Source organism: Bradyrhizobium hipponense (genome assembly GCF_008123965.1).
Lineage (GTDB): Bacteria > Pseudomonadota > Alphaproteobacteria > Rhizobiales > Xanthobacteraceae > Bradyrhizobium > Bradyrhizobium hipponense.
Map to the genome: position 1 here is coordinate 49,416 of NZ_VSTH01000019.1, position 16,308 is coordinate 65,723.

Consider the following 16,308-nt stretch of genomic DNA (forward strand, 5'->3'; position numbering starts at 1 on the left):
CGCATGATGTACGCATGCGGGAGCTGTTCGACATCATCCGTGCCAATCCCTGGCCTTTCGGCGCAGGGCTGTTCGTCGTGATCCTGATGGTCATCGCCGAGAATTTCGGCCGAGGCATTCAAGGCGGCGGCGATTGCGGTGGATTCTCTGATGCCGACGGGGGCGACGGAGGCGGCGATTAGGCCTCGTACTGGCGAGCAGCACGGACCCGCCTAGCTTTCCTGCAATTCGGCTGCAATCCCGGCCAGCCACCGCCTTATTGTGATTTCCGCCTTGCCGTCCAAGCCCTTGGCAAGGCGTTTCTCCAGCTCGAGCACACGCTCCCGGCATGCCTTCAGCAGCGTCGCGCCGCGTGGCGTCAGCGTCCATTGCTGGATGCGGCCGTGGACGGGATGGGGCGTCATCAGAATCGCGCCGTCGCGTTCGAGATTGCGGATGATCACGCCGACGGTCTGCGGCGTCAGGAAGGTGAGGCGGGCGACGTCGGCGCCCGACAGGCCGGGGTAGGCATTGAGCATGGTCAGCACGGCGAATTGCGGCGAGGTCACGCCGAGATCGGCGAGGGTTCGCTCCATCTTCAGCCGGACCGCGGCGTGGGCCTGGCGCAGCAGATAACCGAGATAGCCCCGCTCGCCGCGCTTGCCTTCGCCAGGGCCCGGCACGCGCGGTGTTCCGTCGGCGCCTGGCCGGTCAGCGCCCTTTCGGGAAGCCGTGCTCCGCCTCGGTGGCGATCTCGTGATGTCAGCCGTCTTGCGGGGCATATGAGAGCTCTTATAAGATGTAAGGACTATTACAATAACCGAGGTGAACGGCGATGTCACACGCCCGCGGCGAATACGAGGATTTCAAGCGGATTGCGCCCGATGCATATGATCTGGTGCTTGCGTTGGGGCGGGTCGCGGCTAACGCCGGCCTCGATAAGCAGCTCCTCGAGCTCATCAAGCTGCGGGCGTCGCAAATCAATGGCTGCGCGTTCTGTTTGCAGCATCACATCCTGCTCTCGGAGCGGATCGGTGTGCCCGTGGACAAGCTCAATCTGGTCGCAGTCTGGCGCGAGGCGCCGGTCTTTTCCGCGCGCGAGCGCGCGGCATTGGCGTGGACCGAGGCGCTGACCTTTCTACCCGACGGTGTCAGCGATGAAGTCCATGAGGAGGCTGCCTGCGAATTCTCCGAGGCCGAGCTGATGTACCTGACATCCGCGGTTGCCTCGATCAACGTCTGGAACCGCTTTGGCGCGGCGTATCGCTGGACGCCGGCGAAGCGGCCAGTCGCGGCGAGTGCCGCAGCATCCTGAGTGCATGAAGGGGAGATCAACATGACTGCAATGAGTTTGGCCGCCGCGCCGCGGCAACTGCCATCGCGCCCGACGATGCTTGCTGTTGTTGGCGGGCTCGTTTGCGCTCTTGCGATCGGTAAGGCGTTGCCGGTGACGATGGACACGGTCTCCGGCGCGCTGGCGCCGCTGTGCGCCAATGCCGCCGAGAGCTCGCCGCTCGACAGGGTCGAGCCGATCGGCTCCTATGCGTTGCCGAACGTGCCGGGCAAGCGCGTCACGATCGTGCGCGTGTTCTACGGTCCCGGTGGGTTTTCACGGCCGCACCGGCACGCAGGCTCGGTAACCGCCTACATCACCAAGGGCGAGATCCGTTCCCAACTCGGCGGCGGCCCTGTCGAGACGTTTGGGGTCGGCCAGTCCTTCTTCGAACCGCCGGGCGCGACGCATCTGGTCTCGGCCAATGCCAGCACCACCGAGCCGGCCGAACTGATCGCCGTATTCGTGGCGGACGAGGGCGCGCAGCTCACGACCTATCTGGAATAGTCGCTGGTACATGACTCAGCCTCCGTAGGAGGCTGGATCAGGATTGTCGGAGGGGTTCTCGAAAGACTTCTTCATCGACATCGGCATCGGCACGTGGAAGTTCAAGCCGCGCGGCGGCACTGGCTCCATGAACCATTTGTTGTAGATTTTCTCGATCTCCGGGCTCTTGTAGAGTTTTGCGGTCGCCCAATCGACCACACCCTTGAACGGTGCGTCGTCCTTGCGCAGCATGATGCCATAGGGCTCCGGGTCGGAAAATGCGCCGGTGCTGATCGCGTACAGCGACGGATCCTTTGAGGAGGCAATCATGGCGGCAAGCTGGATGTCGTCCATGACGAACGCTTGAGCGCGATCGGTCTCGACCATGAGGAACGCCTCGGGGACGTCCTTGGCGTTCATCACGGTGATGCCCAGCGAGCGTGCAGCATTGGCCTTGTTGAGCTGGGTCAGGTTGGTCGAGCCCGAGACGGAGACGACGGACTTGCCCTTGAGGTCGTCAACCTGGTCGAGCTTCAGGGCCTTCTTGGACACGAAGCGGCTTGCCGTAAGGAAATGCGTGTTGGTGAAGGACACCTGCTTCTGGCGATCGGCGTTGTTGGTCGTCGAGCCGCATTCGAGATCGACGGTACCGTTCGCCATCAGCGGAATCCGGCTAGACGAGGTGACGATGCTCTCGTTGACCTCGAGCTTATCCAGCTTGAGTTCGGCCTTGATCTCGTCGACGATCTTCATGCAGATGTCTATGGCGTAGCCGACGATCTTCTGCTTGTCGTCGATGTAGCTGAAGGGCACGGCACTGTCGCGTATCCCGAGTGTGATCGCGCCGGTCTCCTTGATTTTCTTCAACGTGCCGCTCAATTCCTGCGCATGAACCGGCACGACGAACGCGACGGCCAGGAAGGCCGCCGTGGTGAGAAAACGCATGTGCTTCCCTTCATTCTGTTTCGACGCAACGCCCGCGAAGGCTGGATTCCGCCTTGCTTGGCTTGCCGGTGGCCAAGCAATTCTGAGGCCAGATAGGCGCTAGGTCGCATAACGCGCTGGGAAAACGGCCTTGTCAGCCAAGGCCTCGCGCTGAGGACCCCCGCTTTAGGGCGAGCAGTCTCAATTATCCTCTCCGCTCGAGCCCTCACGCAGGTCGGGCTTGAGTACATCCTCCGGCAGCGCATGTGCCACGGGTTGTGGGCTGCCTGCGATCTCCGGGCCGACCTCGCGGCCGCGGGCGCGGATCAGGCGCTCATAGGCGGAGACCAACGTGACGTAGGGGCTGACCCAGACCCAGCCGTCGCGGGTGAAGACCTGCACGTCGAAATGCAGGTGCATTGAGGTGCCGGCGGGATGGTCGAGATAGTTCGAGACCACGCCGATCTTCTCGCCCTCGCTGACGATGCGGCCGTTGAGCAAGCCATCGGCGTTCAAGGCCTGCGGATTCATGTGCATGTAGCGGAAGCGGATGTGCTCGGTGCGGCTGTTGACTTGAAGCGTCGCGGCCTGGTCCTTGACGCCGCGGATCACGATGGCGTCGCGCACAGCGACTACGCCACGTTGCTTGGGGTCGCAGCGCTCGCCGCCCTCGCTCTGCGGCGGGCACTCGGCCGCGCGGATATCCTCGCCCTGGTGGCCGTAGCCGCCGCCGCATTGCCAGACCTCGAAACTACGGGACTCGCAGAAATTGTCGCGCCAGGGATAGGCGGTCGTGCTCTCTATCTTGTCGCGCCTGGCATAGGATTGCGAGCGTACGAACGCGGGCGCCTTTTCGAGCGGAAAACGGATCTGCGCATAGGCCATCACGTCGGGATGGCCGCTCTTGTTGCGGTAGCCGGTATTCGGGATGATGTCGCCGCTTGGCCGGTAGCTGAATTCCGGCGAACGCGCTGCGGGACGATCGATGACGTTGGAGGCAATGTCCGTCAGCGGCGGCATTCGCCGCCCGCCGGCGATGTGCAGCGCCTTCAGGAAACGCTCGGCAACCGGATAGGCTTCCTTGCAGGCGAGACGCCGCGGCTTGGCGACGCTGTCGAGACACTGGATCGACACCACATAGGCGACGCCGAAGCGGGTGAAGGCGTAACGCACATAGCCTTCGCGGATGAACCTGCGCAGGTCCGGATAGGTTGCTGCGAGCGGTTTGACCGGCTCGCCTTTGCCGGCGCTGGGATCGGCGATGTCGTAGATCAGCGCCGAGCCCGTAATCTGCACCTCGACCGGCCGTGCAAACACCCGTGTCGGCATGCCGTCGCCTGCGCCGGGCTCAAGCGAAAAGCTGGCGCTATAGCCTGCTGGGCCGGCGTCGAACATATCGACGGGATTGAAATCCGCCTGGTAGCGCGACAGCGCGAGTGTCGCCGGCGCGCCGCTGCGCTGCGCGTCAAGGTAAGCGGCAGCGTCGAACGGCAGCAGCACGGGAACCGAGCTGCGCGCAATGCCGGTGAAGAATTGTGAGGAGACCGCGTTGAGCTGCACCAGCGCCGGCGTCGCGCGCGGATCGTTGCGCGGCACCGAGCGGCGGGGCACGAAGATGAAATCGCCGGCAATCTGTGGACGGCTGTTGATCTCGGTGCGGAGCTGGTCCAGCGCTGCGCGCCAATCGACGCGCAGGGCTGTGAGCGAGGGGCTGCGGAATTCGTCCGCAGCGACCGGAGTTGCAAGGAGGAGCGAAAGCGCCGCTAGGGCTTGCGAGACGAAGCGGAAAGTCTTCCTACCCACTGTCTCGCCCCCCGGCGGCACCTGCTCTGATCCTCGATCCTCGCTTAGTCTTTGGCGCGCTCGGAGTAGGAGCCGTCTTCGGTCATCACCACGATACGCGTACCGACGGCGATGTGCGGGGGCACGGTGGTGCGCACGCCGTTGGACAGCACCGCGGGCTTGTAGGAGGACGAGGCGGTCTGGCCCTTGGTCACAGGCTCGGTCTCGACCACCTCCAGCGTCACGCGCTGCGGCAGCGCGATCGACACCGGGTTGGCGCCGTGCAGCGAGAGCTTGACCGTCATGCCCTCCTGGAGATACGCCGCGGAGTCGCCGATGACGTCCTTGGAGACCTGGACCTGGTCATAGGTCTCTGGGTTCATGAAGTGGTAGCCATCGCCATCTTCGTACAGGAAGGTGTAGTTGCGCTCTTCGATCGTGGCCTTCTCGACCTGGTCGGTGGTCTTGTAGCGCTCGGAGATCTTTACCCCATCCGAGATTCGGCGCATTTCGATCTGGCTGACCGGGGTGCCCTTGCCGGGATGGATGTTCTCGGCGGTCACGACGACATATAGCTTGCCGTCTTGCTCGATCACGTTGCCCTTGCGAATAGAACTGGCGATGACTCTCAAAGCGATATTTCCTGTCTGCTTGGCCCGGCACCGGCCAGGACTTGGTCAAATTGATGGGGGACCTGGGGCCTCAAATCAGACCTCGGCGCCCGTTTCGGGCCGCAACATACTGATTTTGCCGTTGGAAGCCAGCATTTTGCTGTGCCACGGGGCGGTCGGTTAATGGCTGGGGACAAGCCGATCTCGCCGTTCTGGTCGCCTGGGCGCCACCTCGACCGGCGGCCGTTCCTCCGGGCGAGGGGGGCCATTACCGGCGCAACACGAGGCTTTTTTGCCGAACAGGGCTTCGTCGAGGTCGAAACTTCCGTCCTCCAGGTCTCCCCGGGCAATGAGACCCATCTGCATGCCCCGCGGACCGAGATCATGCGGCCGGATGGCAGCCGCGTCCCCCGTTACCTGCGGACCTCGCCCGAATTTGCCTGCAAGAAGCTGCTGGCGGCCGGAGAGTCCCGAATCTTCGAGTTCGCCCGGGTGTTCCGCGATCGCGAGCGTGGGGATCTGCATTTGCCCGAATTCACCATGCTGGAGTGGTACCGGGCCGGCGCGCCCTACGACGCCATCATGGCCGATTGCGTCGTCGTGATCGCCCATGCGGCGCAGGCAACCGGAATCGGGACCTTCTCCTTCCGCGGCCGGTCCGCCGACCCCTTCGCCGAGCCGGAGCTTCTGACGGTCGGCGGCGCGTTCGAGAGGTTCGCCGGCATTGACCTGCTCGCGACCATCCCCGGCGGGAAGGGCGACCGGGCCGCGCTCGCCGCCGCAGCCGCCGGCAAAGTCCGCGTGGCGGAGGACGACACCTGGTCGGATATCTTCAGCAAGATCCTGGTCGAGCATGTCGAGCCGCGGCTGGGGCAGGGACGTTTGACCATCCTGTTCGAATACCCATCTCCAGAGGCGGCGTTGGCACGTGTGAAGGCCGGTGACCCGCGGGTTGCCGAGCGCTTCGAGGTCTATGCCTGTGGCGTCGAGCTCGCCAACGGCTTTGGCGAATTGACCGACGCCGACGAGCAGCGCCGGCGCTTCACGGAAGAGATGGCGGAGAAGCAGCGCCGCTACGGCGAGGCCTATCCGCTGGATGAGGATTTTCTGGCCGCGGTCGCGGAGATGCCTGAGGCGAGCGGCGTCGCGCTCGGCTTCGACCGGCTGGTGATGCTGGCGAGCGGCGCAGCACGAGTTGATCAGGTCGTGTGGACACCGCCTGCAAATGAAACGTTAAGTGAGACATGATGAAGACCAACCTTGCACGCACCTTGCGCGAGCCGGCCGAGCTGGTGGCCGAGCATCTTGCGCCGGCCGAAGCGCTGCCGGTGCTCGAGCGCGTCGCCGCACGCTATGCGGTCGCGATCACGCCGGCGCTGGTCGAGCTGATCGACAATTCCGATCCCGATGATCCGATCGCGCGGCAATTTGTTCCGAGCGCCGCGGAGTTGGAGGTGCAGCCGGGCGAGAATGCCGATCCGATCGGCGACTACCCGCATTCGCCGGTGCCCGGCATCGTGCATCGCTATCCCGACCGCGTGCTGTTCAAACTCGTTCACGTCTGCGCGGTCTATTGCCGCTTCTGTTTCCGCCGTGAGATGGTCGGTCCCGGCAAGGAGAATGCGCTGTCGGACAGCGCCTACCGCGCCGCCATCGATTACATCCGCGCGCACGGCGAGATCTGGGAAGTGATCCTGACCGGCGGCGATCCGCTGATGCTGTCGCCGCGGCGGATGAGCGAGATCATGGCCGATCTCGCCGCTATCGATCACGTCAAGATCATCCGCCTTCACACCCGCGTGCCCGTGGCCGAGCCTGCGCGCGTCAGCGACGAGATGGTCGCTGCGCTGAGGGTCGAGGGTGCGACCACCTGGGTCGCGGTGCATGCCAATCATGCGCGGGAGCTGACGGGCCCGGCGCGCGCGGCCTGCGCGCGGCTCGTCGATGCCGGGATTCCTTTGGTGAGCCAGTCGGTGCTCTTGCGCGGCGTCAATGACAATGTCGCCGCTTTGTCGGATTTGATGCGAGCTTTCGTCGAATGCCGGATCAAGCCCTATTACCTGCATCACGGCGATCTCGCGCCGGGCACCGCGCATCTGCGCACCACGCTGGCGGAAGGGCAGGACCTGATGCGCCAGTTGCGCGGACGGGTATCAGGATTGTGTCAGCCCGACTATGTCATCGACATTCCAGGGGGCGCCGGCAAGTCGCCGGTGGGGCCGAATTATGTGTTGCCGATGCAAAATACCGCACCTGATGCGCGTGATGCGGCATCGGAAACGCGCTATCGTATCGTGGACTATTGCGGCGACGTTCATCTCTATCCGCCCGAGACGTGAGCGGTTGAGTGCGGGGAAGCCGATTTGAGGAACGGAGGTATAGAATGAAGAAGATCGTGGTTGCAGCATCGCTCGTGATCTTGCTTGGCGGCACGGCGATTGCGCAGACCGGCGCCAAGGGATCGACGTCGGGCGGCGCCACGGCTGGCTCGCTGCCGCAGGCGCCGGTCGGTCATCGCCAGCCGCGTGCCAGCGACGTGCCGAGCGAGAAGAATCTGAGCGATCCTAATAACCCCGTGAACAAGGAAGACGCGGCGCTGGACAAGAAGATCAAGAGCATCTGTCGCGGCTGCTAAGCGTGCAACGGCGGGCAGGGCGCGACAGCATCGCCCCGCCCGCGTTTGCGCCTTAGGCCGAGCGCTCGTGCAGCCCCGCGCGCCGGGTGTTGCGCCGGATCTCGACCGCGTCGGCGAGTTGCTCCAGCACGGTTGCAGTCGTCGCCCAGTCAATGCAGCCATCAGTGATGCTCTGGCCATAGACGAGTGGCTTACCGGGCACCACGTCCTGGCGGCCGGCAACGAGATTGCTCTCGATCATCACCCCCATGATGCGGTTTTCCCCGCCCGAAATCTGGCGAGCGATGTCGGCCGTGACCAGTGGCTGGTTCTCCGGCTTCTTGCTTGAATTGGCGTGGCTCGCATCCACCATCACTTGCGGCGCGACGCCCGATTTCGCCAGCTCGTTGCAGGCTGCCGCAACACTTTCCGCATCGTAGTTCGGCTTGCTGCCGCCGCGCAGGATGATATGGCAGTCCTCATTGCCTGCGGTCGAGGCGATCGCCGAGCGGCCACGCTTGGTCACCGCCATGAAATGATGCGGATGCGAGGCCGACTTGACGGCATCCGCCGCGATGCGGACGTTGCCATCGGTGCCGTTTTTGAATCCGACCGGACAGGACAGGCCTGAGGCCAGCTCGCGATGGATCTGGCTCTCGGTCGTGCGCGCGCCGATCGCGGCCCAGGATACGAGGTCCGCGATGTATTGCGGCGTCGTCATGTCGAGGAATTCGGTGCCCGCGGGCAGGCCGAGATTGTTGACCGCGGACAGCACGTTTCGCGCCAGCCGCAGGCCCTTGTTGATATCGAAGCTGCCGTCGAGGTCGGGATCGTTGATCAGGCCCTTCCAGCCGACCGTGGTGCGCGGCTTCTCGAAATAGACCCGCATCACGATCTCGAGCTGGTCGGCGAGGTCTTCGCGCAAGCCTGCGAGACGCTCGGCATAGTCGAGCGCGGCCCTTGAATCATGCACCGAGCAGGGGCCGACCACGACCAGAAGCCGGTCGTCCTGGCCATTGAGGATCGCGTGGATGGCGTTGCGCGACGCCATCACCACACGCGTCGCGGTGAGCGTGCGCGGGACTTCCCGCATCACCTCTTCCGGCGTGCTCAGCTCTTTCAGTTCACGGATACGAAGATCGTCGGTCGTGCTCAGCACGGCGGGCTCCTGTCTTTTGAAGAACCTGCCGGCCAATAAAAAAGCCGCCAGGTCTGGCGGCGGCTTGTTCGGACGTTTGCTGCAATGTGTCAGATTGAGCGCGATCCTCCCGCCGCCAGCGAGCTGTCGTAGCTAAAGTACCAAAAATAGCTGGTGACGAGGGTGATCATGGATCGCCATATAGCGCGCGGTTGGCGGGTTGTCACCCCTAAAACGGCGCAGTGCGTGACGAGGCGCCTCAGGTGTTGCTGTTGCGTGCCGCCAGCGCCATGCCGATCAGGGTGGCGCCGCCGAACAGGAGGTTGATGCCGACGAGGACGCCGATGGCCCATTCCGCCGAGCTCGGCAGCCCCGTGATCACCATGAACGAGATCGCGATGTCGACGAGGCCCGAGATCAGGAGCCACGACCAGCGGCTGCTGAGCTCGCGGCGATGCTCCAGCGCATACATGATGGTGGCGACGCCCTCGGCCAGGAAATAGGCGCCGAGCACGATGGTCAGCGTCAGCACGGCTTGCATCGGCCGCGCCAGCAGCAACATGCCGGCGAGCACGGCAAGGGCGGCCGAGATCAGCGACCACCAGAAGCCCGGCGTGTTGCGGGCCCAGTAGGTGACGATCAGCCCGCCGATGCCGCTGATCAGGAACATCCAGCCGAGGAAGATCGCGATCGCGAGGCTTGCGAGCGGCGGCAGGATCAGCGCGGCAACGCCGAGAACAGCGAGCAGGATGCCTTCGAATAGGAATGCCCTCCAATGCGCCTTGACCGCGTGGCTCATGGAGGATTGCAGCCGTGAAAAGTCCTCAGGCGATGTCATGGCGGCCCTCGCAGCAACAGATGAAGCCCAATCTAGTCTATGCCCGCCGCGCTTGCCATCCCGCAGCTCAGCCGCCGGGCGCCGAGGAAAAACCTTCCGCGGTGGTGCGGATGCGGTTGCGGCCGAGAATGTAGATCGCACTTGTGACGATCAGAAGCGCGATGCCGAGCAGGATCGAGGTGAGCCCGATCGGGATTAGGGCCAGCGTCAGGTTGCGCTCGGGATTGATGAGCCAATGGTGGATCGAGGTCAGCACGAAGGCGAGCCCGAGAAAGCCCACGCCGCCGCCGGCCAGGAGCAGCGCCCACATCCGGCGCAACTGGCTGAGCCGCTCCCGCGCCACCTCGGTCCGCGGCGCATGATGTCGGGCAACACGCCGGACCAGGCGCAGGGCGAAGGCAATCGAGCTGAAGCCGATCAGGAGGCTGGCGGCGCCCAGCCACATCCGAAGCGCCGGATCCAGATCCGGCATCCGCTGCAGCGTGAGCAGCGGGAAGTCGAAAGCCGAATGCAGCGCGAGCGGGCCCGCCAACATCAAGAGGCGGCTGGAGAGGCGGGCCCAGTCGCGATGATGGCGGTTCGCACCGAGCGCCGTGCCGGCGCGCGCGATCGTCAGATAGGCGCCCGCGATGATACCGAGCGCGCCGTGGAACGGCACCGTCAGTACGCTGCGAAGGGCCGCAAGCGAGCGCCACATCTCGGCATGCTGGACGAGATAGGCGAGGTTCTCATAGGCCGCAAAGCCGAGGCCGACGGCGGCGCCATAGACCACGGTGTCCATCGGATTGGCGAAGGTCCGCCGCTTGGCCGAGGAGACCAGCACGATCGCGATCACCTTCACGGCTTCCTCGGGCAGCGCAACGCCGAACACTGAATGCATCGCGAGCGCCGCCCAGGGATCGTCGGGGGCCGCGATCATCCTGGCGAAAGGCGCGCGGGCCAGGCCCAGCAGCGAGATGCTGGCTGCGCCGAGCAGGAACGCGGTCCAGACCTGGGCCGGCGGGCCCGGGCGTTCCTCCGCGGCAATGACAAGCCACAGCATCAGGAGCGCCGGCGCGATGGCGGCAGTTCCGATGACGGTGGGCAGCGCTTCAATCAGGTACATCGCGTCGAAATTAGGTTCCCTTGACCGGCTTATCTACTTCCACCGATGCGACCATGTGTCATGCGCTTGCTGTCCTGTCGCTTAACACGCGTGACAGCTTCCGTTCATCCGCGCGCTTACCGAGGCGGGAATACCAGCGCAATCAATTGCATGACCGGAGGTGTTCGCTGTCGATCGCAACAATGGCGCCTCCGGTATGGGATTGCAATTGGCTAGCTGGATCAAGGGAATACGAAGAATTCTTAGATTCAACATGCAGGTGGCCTTGCGGCCAATCCAGCGGTTGCATTGTTTGCACGAGGCAACGCCCGACCGGGGAGGTCCCCGCGGTTTGCCCAATCGGTCCTTACGGGAAAAGCCCGCGTGGTAGCTCGAATCGGCAGTCCCAGCCCAGCCCTTAGTGGGTCGTGAAGGGCGGCCCCGGCTCGGGCGCAACGTCGAAAGCGCCAAGATGGAATTCGTTGCCTGCTTGATCTGGCTCGGTGTGTTGCGCAAGCAGCGTGAACGCGGCCTGCGGGTATTGCTTCCAGATCATGAGATCGGCGGCCGTGATGGTGAGCCAGCCGAACGTGTACATGTAGCGTCCGGGCTCGGTGACCCGGCCGACCCTGTCCCAGGTGATCTTGTCGACTGCCATTCGGTCCCCCGATCGCAAGTCTGCACATGATGGCCGCGCGAGGCACGGACCCCCAAAGAGTGATCCGGCAATTGGGCCATGGCGTGGCAGCAGTGCGGAGGCGAAGCGGCCGGAGGCCTCAGGCGGACTGCTTCAGCGCCGGGCGGACGATCATGCGGACGAGATCGTCGCGCTGCTGTTTTTCGGCGAATTTTACTGCAAAGCCGTTGGCGAATTTCCGGATGACGCGCCCGACGCAGGCGCCGACTGCGAGCGGCGTTCCGATCGGCGGGTCGTATTCGCAGGATATCGCAACTCCGGCCGTCGAGACGTCGATGATGAAGCAGGGGTGGGTGCTTCCGTCGCCGAGCGCCAGGAATGTATGCGAGACCTGCGGCACGAACCGCGCGTCACGCCGCAGATCTTCGACGCTGGCGTCCTTCTGCTTCTTCTCGAGCCAGGTCAGTTTCTCCGACATCCAGGCGCGTCGCGCCCGGGTCATCTCGAGCTCCATCAGGAAGCCCATCTTCAGCGTCGCGGTAATCGTGCACTCGAATTCGCCGAAGTCCTGGAAATAGGAGGTCACGCGCTCGCCAACCTTGCCGACGACCGGCACGTCAACGATCATGCGGAACGGCGAGACTCGCTTGGTGCGGCAGGCGAACGTCCTGAGCTTGCCCTCGCAATCGTACCAGCGCGGCAGCGAATAGCTGCCGCTCACGTTGACGTCCACTGCACGCTGCCTAAGGAACTCTGAGACGGACATGGCGCCAATCGTGTTGCGGATTATTCCCGTATTTCCACGGTAGCGGACAACCTCTAAGCAAATGATACCCGCACTCAGGAGCAGGGGTAAATTTGTGGTTAATGCGCGGGCCGGTCATAGAACGGCGGCAGGTCAGGACAGCCGGTTCGTGCTGGCGCATTCGCTGGCCAAGAACGATGAGGTTGGGGGAACAGCCAGACCGGCAACACTGCAGCCGCGATGCTGGCGCTCCCTAGCGGAATCGAACCGCTCTCTCCACCGTGAAAGGGTGGCGTCCTAACCGATAGACGAAGGGAGCAAACGCAGAGCCCCGCCGCTTCTGGCGGCATGGCCTTGGGCCGCACGAGTCTTTGCCCGGCGGCCGCGGCGGGCGAACGTATAGTGGCGTTTGGGCCCGTGGGCAAGCAGTTCGGGAACGGTCTTTTCGGGCGGTGGACAGCTCCGGTCCCGGGATCATTCGGGAGGCGATTTCAACGGTTTATTAGGGTTCCCGGAGCTAGCTGGAACGGGAGACTTTTTCATCCATGCCACTGCCCAAGAAGCGCGCCGACCGTAAATTGCTGTCGCGGCATGCCTGGATCACGCTCGACGGCGGGTTCGCCGCGCGGCGTTGCCTGGTGCAGGACATCTCCGCCTCCGGCGCGAAGATCACCATGGACGACGACGCCAGTCAGCTTCCCGGCGTGATCCGGATGGCGTTCTCGCGCGATGCGCGCACCGGGCGGAGCTGCCAGGTGGTCTGGCGCCGCGGCAAATCGGCCGGCATCAAGTTCCTTTGAGATCCGCCGGCGCGACGCCGGATGGCGCGGGGCGCGCGTCTCGGGCTAGAACGCAAACGATGCGCGCAACCATCCTCATCCTCATTTGCCTGGCAACGACGTCCGCCACCGCGGCCGAGAGCCTGCGCCTTCCTCCGCCCGAGCGGCCGCAGGCCGGCAAGGCCTTGCCGCTGAAGGGCGCGAGCGGCGGCCGGACAAGAGCGAGCGCCTGCGCCTCCTATGGCCCGCGCTTCGTCATGGTCGAGGGCACCGGCACCTGCGTCGAGATCGGCGGCTCGATCAGCACCGACGCCGCGGTCCGGCGCTGAGCGGCATGACGCCGGACCTGTTGCGGCTCGACCTCGTCGTCCCCGTGCTGATGTATTGCGCGCTGCTGTGGTGGGTCGGCCGCGGCATGAGCTGGCCCGCGCGGCTGGCCACCGCGGTCGTGACGCTGGCGCTGGTTATCTGCGTGCTGCTGGTCGAGCGCGGCTGGCTCTAGGACCTGCCACAACAAAAAAGTGAAAAACAACCCCATGCACAGTAGCCGCCGCGTGCCGGACGCTTGCGGCAATATCGGGATTCATCGCGCTCCCGTCGCAGCTTAAAGCGCACAAGAGCTCACGACATCGGCGGTGCGACGTATTGCGCAAATCCGGCGCGGCGGCCGAGCTCGGCGAGCCACCGCGTCAGGTGCGGCTGCGCCGGCCGGCGGATGCCTTCGACCCCGAGCCAGCGCCGCGCATAGGCGCCGACCGCGATATCGGCGAGCGTGAACTGGTCGCCCTCCATGAAGCGGCGCGATGAGAGCAGCCGATCGGCGATCGCCCAGACCTCGGCGGCCGCATCCGCATCGCGCTGCACCTGGATCATGTCGCGCTCGCCAGGTGCCGTGCGCACGATGCCCCAGAACACCGGACGGTCGACCGGCTGCACCGTCGACAGCGTCCAGTCGAGCCAGCGGTCGACCGAGGCGCGGCGCTTCGGCGCATCCGGATAGATCGGAGTGCCGCGTCCATGCGCGAGGCAGAGATAGCGCAGAATCGAATTGGATTCCCACAGCACGAAGTCGCCTTCGACCAGGGTGGGGATGCGCGCATTGGGATTCATCGCAAGATACTCGGCCTGGCGAGTCCTGCCGTAACTCATGCCGGCGTCGATGCGCTGATAGGGTAGGCCGAGCTCGGCGAGGCACCACAGCACCTTCTGCACGTTGACCGAGTTGGCGCGGCCCCAGATCGTCAGCTGCGTGTCCGGCATCTTTGTCCTCCCGCGGCGTTTTTCGATGTCGTAGCCCGGATGGAGCGCAGCGCAATCCGGGAAAGTCTTCGTGTGGCACGATCCCGGATTACGCTGCGCTCCATCCGGGCTACGAGTCCGTCACGCGCGGGTGATAGCGGAATTTGCTGTGCGGAGCGACGTCGATTGCGGCGAGGCAATCATGCAAAAAGCTCCGCCATGGGCGGAGCCTTCATGCAAGGCATATCGATGATCAGTGGCCGGAGAACAGCCACAGCAGAATGATCACCGGGATCGGAACGCCCAATAGCCACAACAAAATGCCGCGTCCCATCGCGTCCTCCTCCAATCGCTCATTGGCAAGAGAACGCGAGGTGCGATGGCTTGTTCCCGCGGCGCGCGCTACCAGTGGCCGGTGTTGGGCATCGACGACCACGGCTCCTGCGGCGGCTTCGGCTCGCCCTTCTGCAGCAGCTCGATCGAGTGCAGATCGGGCGAGCGGACGAAGGCCATGTTGCCGTCGCGCGGCGGCCGGTTGATGGTGACGCCGGCCTTCATCAGCTTCTCGCAAGTGGCGTAGATGTCGTCGACCTCATAGGCAAGATGGCCGAAGAAGCGGTCCTCGCCGTATTTCTCCTCGTCCCAATTGTAGGTGAGCTCAACCAGCGGCGCGCCGCGGCTCGAGGGCTGCTTTTTCAGCGCCTCGAGGTCGTCGGACGAGCACAGGAACACCAGCGTAAAACGCCCTTTGTCGTTCTCGATCCGCCGCACCTCCTTCAGTCCCAGCGCATCCCGGTAAAACCTCATCGCAACATCGAGATTGCGCACGCGCAGCATGGTGTGAAGGTATCGCATAGTTGTTGCTCCCTGGAACGGTGGAGGGTTTTTGGTTTGGGCCGGGGACGGCGGGAGTAGGAAATAGCAGGAAAATGGGAGGAGGGGCAGGGGGCGGGTGCACGTGTGCGTGAGGCGGCTAGTGAAGTAACCCAGCCTATGGACAAAGCCGCAAGGGCAGCAGAGGTGGCGATGGCGAATGGAGCAGCGTCAAGCGAATGAGGCAATCAAAAGTGCACTCAATTGACGCTGCCCGGGGAGGCGCGCGATGGAGAATTTAGTGCACTGTCACCGAAATACTTAACGAGCGCCGGGACAACCCGTCGCCATTCCGGCTTTCGCGTGCTCCGGCAGCCACGTTGGCGCCGGGGGAGAATTGTCTAATGCGCCGGGTAGGGCGATTATTTCAGGCTTGCGGCCTTTCATCGGAAGCGCCTTGAAGTGGTTGCAGAGGACACGCTAGTTGTGCGAAGTGATTGCAGCAATTCTTGAATGTGATGCCGATTTCGCAGAGGCGAACTGAAATGGCTGCCAAGGAAGTGACTCCGGAAGTTGGGTTGAAATCGTTTTCATGTCCCCATTGTGGCGCGTTGGCACACCAAGAATGGTTTTCAATATCGTGCAGAACCGCAACAAAGCCGTCCGTCAATAGAGCGGCGGATATGGTGACAGGTGAAACTACCGTCATTACGCGGATCGGCATGGCGCAGATTAAGGTCGAGGCCACGCACATGGTTAGTAATTCAAGTATGAGCCAGTGCTATAGCTGCAAGGGCATAGCAGTTTGGATCGGTGATCGGCTCATACATCCTGTGAAACTGACTCAAGTTGAGCCTCATGAAGATATGCCGCCAAATATTCGAGACGATTTCATGGAGGCCGCCTCCATTGTGGAGTTGTCGCCCAGGGGCGCTGCTGCGCTGCTACGACTATGCCTGCAAAAATTGATGGTCGACCTTGGCGAGACAGGAAAAAATATCAACGAAGATATCAAATCGTTGGTCGCAAAAGGGTTGGAGCCAGAGATTCAAAAGGCATTAGATGTTGTTCGCGTCATCGGTAACAACGCGGTACATCCCGGCGAGCTGGATCTGACCGACGATAAGGCCGTCGCCACGACATTGCTGACGTTGATAAACATTATTGTCGAACGTCGTATTGCGGCTAAGAAACGCATTGATGAAATGTTTCAAAGCCTCCCTGAGAGGGCTCGCGAAGCGATCGCAAAAAGAGACGGCTAGTGGCCGATTAGTCTGAAATCTCCAATTTGCCCGAATAGACAACT

21 protein-coding genes and 1 tRNA gene are annotated in these 16,308 nt (G+C 63.6%); 10 read left to right on the top strand and 12 right to left on the bottom strand.

The features are described from left to right. Positions 1-14: 14 nt before the first annotated feature. Positions 15-182 (top strand): hypothetical protein, encoded by a 168-nt coding sequence (locus FXV83_RS42450; protein ID WP_187435699.1) that lies wholly within the window; start codon positions 15-17, stop codon positions 180-182. Positions 183-212: 30 nt separating this feature from the next. Here the strand turns inward: FXV83_RS42450 and FXV83_RS06400 are convergent, their stop codons facing one another. Further along, positions 213-761, bottom strand: coding sequence for a MarR family winged helix-turn-helix transcriptional regulator (locus FXV83_RS06400; RefSeq protein WP_148738362.1), 549 nt, complete (start codon positions 759-761; stop codon positions 213-215). A gap of 53 nt (positions 762-814) precedes the next feature. On the opposite strand from FXV83_RS06400, the gene FXV83_RS06405 reads away from it, so the two are divergent. Together FXV83_RS06405 and FXV83_RS06410 are read left to right on the top strand one after the other, a co-directional pair. Next, positions 815-1,294, top strand: coding sequence for a carboxymuconolactone decarboxylase family protein (locus tag FXV83_RS06405; protein WP_148738363.1), 480 nt, complete (start codon positions 815-817; stop codon positions 1,292-1,294). A 21-nt stretch (positions 1,295-1,315) separates the two neighbouring features. After that, positions 1,316-1,819, top strand: a complete 504-nt coding sequence (locus FXV83_RS06410; protein WP_148738364.1) for a cupin domain-containing protein — start codon at positions 1,316-1,318, stop codon at positions 1,817-1,819. A gap of 15 nt (positions 1,820-1,834) precedes the next feature. Here FXV83_RS06410 and FXV83_RS06415 read toward each other — a convergent pair whose 3' ends face one another. The 3 genes from FXV83_RS06415 to efp all read right to left on the bottom strand — a co-directional run bounded on the left by FXV83_RS06415 (position 1,835) and on the right by efp (position 5,136). Beyond that, positions 1,835-2,743, bottom strand: a complete 909-nt coding sequence (locus tag FXV83_RS06415; RefSeq protein WP_148738365.1) for an amino acid ABC transporter substrate-binding protein — start codon at positions 2,741-2,743, stop codon at positions 1,835-1,837. 180 nt (positions 2,744-2,923) lie between these two features. Next, entirely contained in the window at positions 2,924-4,546 is a 1,623-nt protein-coding gene (locus FXV83_RS06420) for a M23 family peptidase (protein ID WP_148738366.1), read from the bottom strand. Between the two features lie 23 nt (positions 4,547-4,569). Continuing rightward, complete coding sequence (efp, locus tag FXV83_RS06425; RefSeq protein ID WP_148738367.1) at positions 4,570-5,136, bottom strand: elongation factor P; 567 nt, start codon at positions 5,134-5,136, stop codon at positions 4,570-4,572. A gap of 162 nt (positions 5,137-5,298) precedes the next feature. Here efp and epmA point away from each other — a divergent pair, with 162 nt between their 5' ends. Genes epmA through FXV83_RS06440 form a run of 3 tightly spaced genes read left to right on the top strand, consistent with a single transcriptional unit; the run spans position 5,299 to position 7,750 of the window. Then, the gene (gene epmA, locus FXV83_RS06430; RefSeq protein ID WP_148738368.1) at positions 5,299-6,363 is read left to right on the top strand and encodes an EF-P lysine aminoacylase EpmA; all 1,065 of its coding nucleotides are present in this window, start codon (positions 5,299-5,301) and stop codon (positions 6,361-6,363) included. Further along, positions 6,360-7,454, top strand: a complete 1,095-nt coding sequence (locus FXV83_RS06435) for a lysine-2,3-aminomutase-like protein (RefSeq protein ID WP_148738369.1) — start codon at positions 6,360-6,362, stop codon at positions 7,452-7,454. The genes epmA and FXV83_RS06435 overlap by 4 nt, the downstream gene beginning before the upstream one ends. A 44-nt stretch (positions 7,455-7,498) precedes the next feature. Continuing rightward, complete coding sequence (locus FXV83_RS06440) at positions 7,499-7,750, top strand: hypothetical protein (RefSeq protein WP_148738370.1); 252 nt, start codon at positions 7,499-7,501, stop codon at positions 7,748-7,750. A gap of 52 nt (positions 7,751-7,802) precedes the next feature. Here FXV83_RS06440 and FXV83_RS06445 read toward each other — a convergent pair whose 3' ends face one another. From FXV83_RS06445 to FXV83_RS06470, 6 genes are all read right to left on the bottom strand, one after another. After that, positions 7,803-8,888, bottom strand: coding sequence for a 3-deoxy-7-phosphoheptulonate synthase (locus FXV83_RS06445; RefSeq protein ID WP_148738371.1), 1,086 nt, complete (start codon positions 8,886-8,888; stop codon positions 7,803-7,805). A 238-nt stretch (positions 8,889-9,126) separates the two neighbouring features. Beyond that, positions 9,127-9,705: an HdeD family acid-resistance protein gene (locus tag FXV83_RS06450; RefSeq protein ID WP_148738372.1), complete on the bottom strand. Its 579-nt coding sequence runs from the start codon at positions 9,703-9,705 to the stop codon at positions 9,127-9,129. Positions 9,706-9,772: 67 nt separating this feature from the next. Beyond that, the gene (locus FXV83_RS06455; protein ID WP_148738373.1) at positions 9,773-10,810 is read right to left on the bottom strand and encodes a PrsW family glutamic-type intramembrane protease; all 1,038 of its coding nucleotides are present in this window, start codon (positions 10,808-10,810) and stop codon (positions 9,773-9,775) included. 397 nt (positions 10,811-11,207) lie between these two features. Next, positions 11,208-11,447: a hypothetical protein gene (locus FXV83_RS42455; protein WP_187435700.1), complete on the bottom strand. Its 240-nt coding sequence runs from the start codon at positions 11,445-11,447 to the stop codon at positions 11,208-11,210. Positions 11,448-11,565: 118 nt separating this feature from the next. Next, positions 11,566-12,192: a PilZ domain-containing protein gene (locus FXV83_RS06465; protein ID WP_148738374.1), complete on the bottom strand. Its 627-nt coding sequence runs from the start codon at positions 12,190-12,192 to the stop codon at positions 11,566-11,568. Positions 12,193-12,415: 223 nt separating this feature from the next. Further along, a tRNA-Glu gene (locus tag FXV83_RS06470) sits at positions 12,416-12,490 on the bottom strand. Between the two features lie 226 nt (positions 12,491-12,716). Between FXV83_RS06470 and FXV83_RS06475 the strand changes: the two genes are divergently transcribed. Genes FXV83_RS06475 through FXV83_RS06485 form a run of 3 tightly spaced genes read left to right on the top strand, consistent with a single transcriptional unit; the run spans position 12,717 to position 13,452 of the window. Beyond that, entirely contained in the window at positions 12,717-12,971 is a 255-nt protein-coding gene (locus FXV83_RS06475; protein WP_148738375.1) for a PilZ domain-containing protein, read from the top strand. Positions 12,972-13,030: 59 nt separating this feature from the next. Next, on the top strand, positions 13,031-13,279 hold the full coding sequence (locus FXV83_RS06480; RefSeq protein WP_148738376.1) for a hypothetical protein: 249 nt from the start codon (positions 13,031-13,033) through the stop codon (positions 13,277-13,279). A gap of 5 nt (positions 13,280-13,284) precedes the next feature. Next, positions 13,285-13,452, top strand: coding sequence for a hypothetical protein (locus FXV83_RS06485; RefSeq protein ID WP_148738377.1), 168 nt, complete (start codon positions 13,285-13,287; stop codon positions 13,450-13,452). 119 nt (positions 13,453-13,571) lie between these two features. On the opposite strand, the gene FXV83_RS06490 is transcribed toward FXV83_RS06485, so the two are convergent. Continuing rightward, on the bottom strand, positions 13,572-14,210 hold the full coding sequence (locus FXV83_RS06490) for a glutathione S-transferase family protein (protein WP_148738378.1): 639 nt from the start codon (positions 14,208-14,210) through the stop codon (positions 13,572-13,574). Between the two features lie 381 nt (positions 14,211-14,591). Further along, positions 14,592-15,044, bottom strand: a complete 453-nt coding sequence (locus FXV83_RS06500; RefSeq protein WP_148738380.1) for a VOC family protein — start codon at positions 15,042-15,044, stop codon at positions 14,592-14,594. A gap of 503 nt (positions 15,045-15,547) precedes the next feature. Between FXV83_RS06500 and FXV83_RS06505 the strand changes: the two genes are divergently transcribed. Beyond that, entirely contained in the window at positions 15,548-16,264 is a 717-nt protein-coding gene (locus FXV83_RS06505) for a DUF4145 domain-containing protein (protein ID WP_210250723.1), read from the top strand. Positions 16,265-16,308: the final 44 nt, after the last annotated feature.